Origin of the sequence: Kluyvera sp. EC_51, assembly GCF_019584505.1 — a bacterium.
Lineage (GTDB): Bacteria > Pseudomonadota > Gammaproteobacteria > Enterobacterales > Enterobacteriaceae > Kluyvera > Kluyvera sichuanensis.
The window spans coordinates 1,087-2,221 of record NZ_VDAG01000008.1 but is presented as its reverse complement, the minus strand read 5'-3'; the positions used below and the strand labels follow the sequence as shown (position 1 = coordinate 2,221).

The window sequence follows — 1,135 nt, the reverse complement described above, 5'->3', positions numbered from 1 at the left end:
GGTAATGCTGCCAACTTACTGATTTAGTGTATGATGGTGATTTTAAGGTGCTTGCGTGGCTTCCATTTCCATCAGATGTCCCACTTGTTCAGCTACCGAAGGCGTCGTGCGTAACGGTAAAAGCACTGCCGGACATCAGCGCTATCTCTGCTCTCACTGCCGTAAAACATGGCAAATCAGCTTCACTTACACCGCCTCTCAACCCGGTACACATCAGAAAATCATTGATATGGCTATGAATGGGGTTGGGTGCCGTGCCAGTGCCCGCATTATGGGCGTTGGCCTCAACACGATTTTACGGCACTTAAAAAACTCAGGCCGGAGCCGGTAACATCGCGCATACAACCGGGCAGTGACGTCATTGTCTGCGCGGAAATGGACGAACAGTGGGGCTACGTCGGGGCTAAATCACGTCAGCGCTGGTTATTTTACGCCTATGACAGGATGCGCAGGACGGTGGTGGCACACGTCTTTGGTGAGCGTACTCTGGCCACACTGGAGCGTCTTCTGGAGCTGCTGTCGGTCTTTGATGTGGTGGTATGGATGACGGATGGCTGGCCGCTTTATGAATCACGCCTGAAGGGAAAGCTGCACGTTATCAGCAAGCGTTACACTCAGCGCATTGAGCGACATAACCTGAATCTGAGACAACATCTGGCAAGGCTGGGACGGAAGTCACTGTCGTTCTCAACTTACTGATTTAGTGTATGATGGTGTTTTTGAGGTGCTCCAGTGGCTTCTGTTTCTATCAGCTGTCCCTCCTGTTCAGCTACTGACGGGGTGGTGCGTAACGGCAAAAGCACCGCCGGACATCAGCGCTATCTCTGCTCTCACTGCCGTAAAACATGGCAACTGCAGTTCACTTACACCGCCTCTCAGCCCGGTACGCACCAGAAAATCATTGATATGGCCATGAATGGCGTCGGATGTCGCGCCAGTGCACGCATTATGGGCGTTGGCCTCAACACGGTTTTACGTCACTTAAAAAACTCAGGCCGCGCCAGTGCACGCATTATGGGCGTTGGCCTCAACACGGTTTTACGTCACTTAAAAAACTCAGGCCGCAGTCGGTAACCTCGCGCATACAACCGGGCAGTGATGTGATTGTCTGCGCTGAAATGGACGAACAGTGGGG

At 52.6% G+C, this 1,135-nt stretch carries 1 protein-coding gene and 1 pseudogene; both read left to right on the top strand.

Annotated elements, in window-relative coordinates; translation table 11 throughout:
• Positions 1 to 55: 55 nt before the first annotated feature.
• Positions 56 to 699, top strand: a protein-coding gene (locus tag FHC49_RS03295; RefSeq protein WP_220438695.1) for an IS1 family transposase whose coding sequence is annotated in 2 segments (ribosomal slippage) — positions 56 to 305 and positions 305 to 699 — 645 coding nt in all. Because the reading frame shifts where the segments join, the coding sequence is not laid out codon by codon here.
• A 33-nt stretch (positions 700 to 732) separates the two neighbouring features.
• Positions 733 to 1,135 (top strand): annotated as a pseudogene (locus FHC49_RS24300) (IS1-like element transposase); the annotation flags it as partial.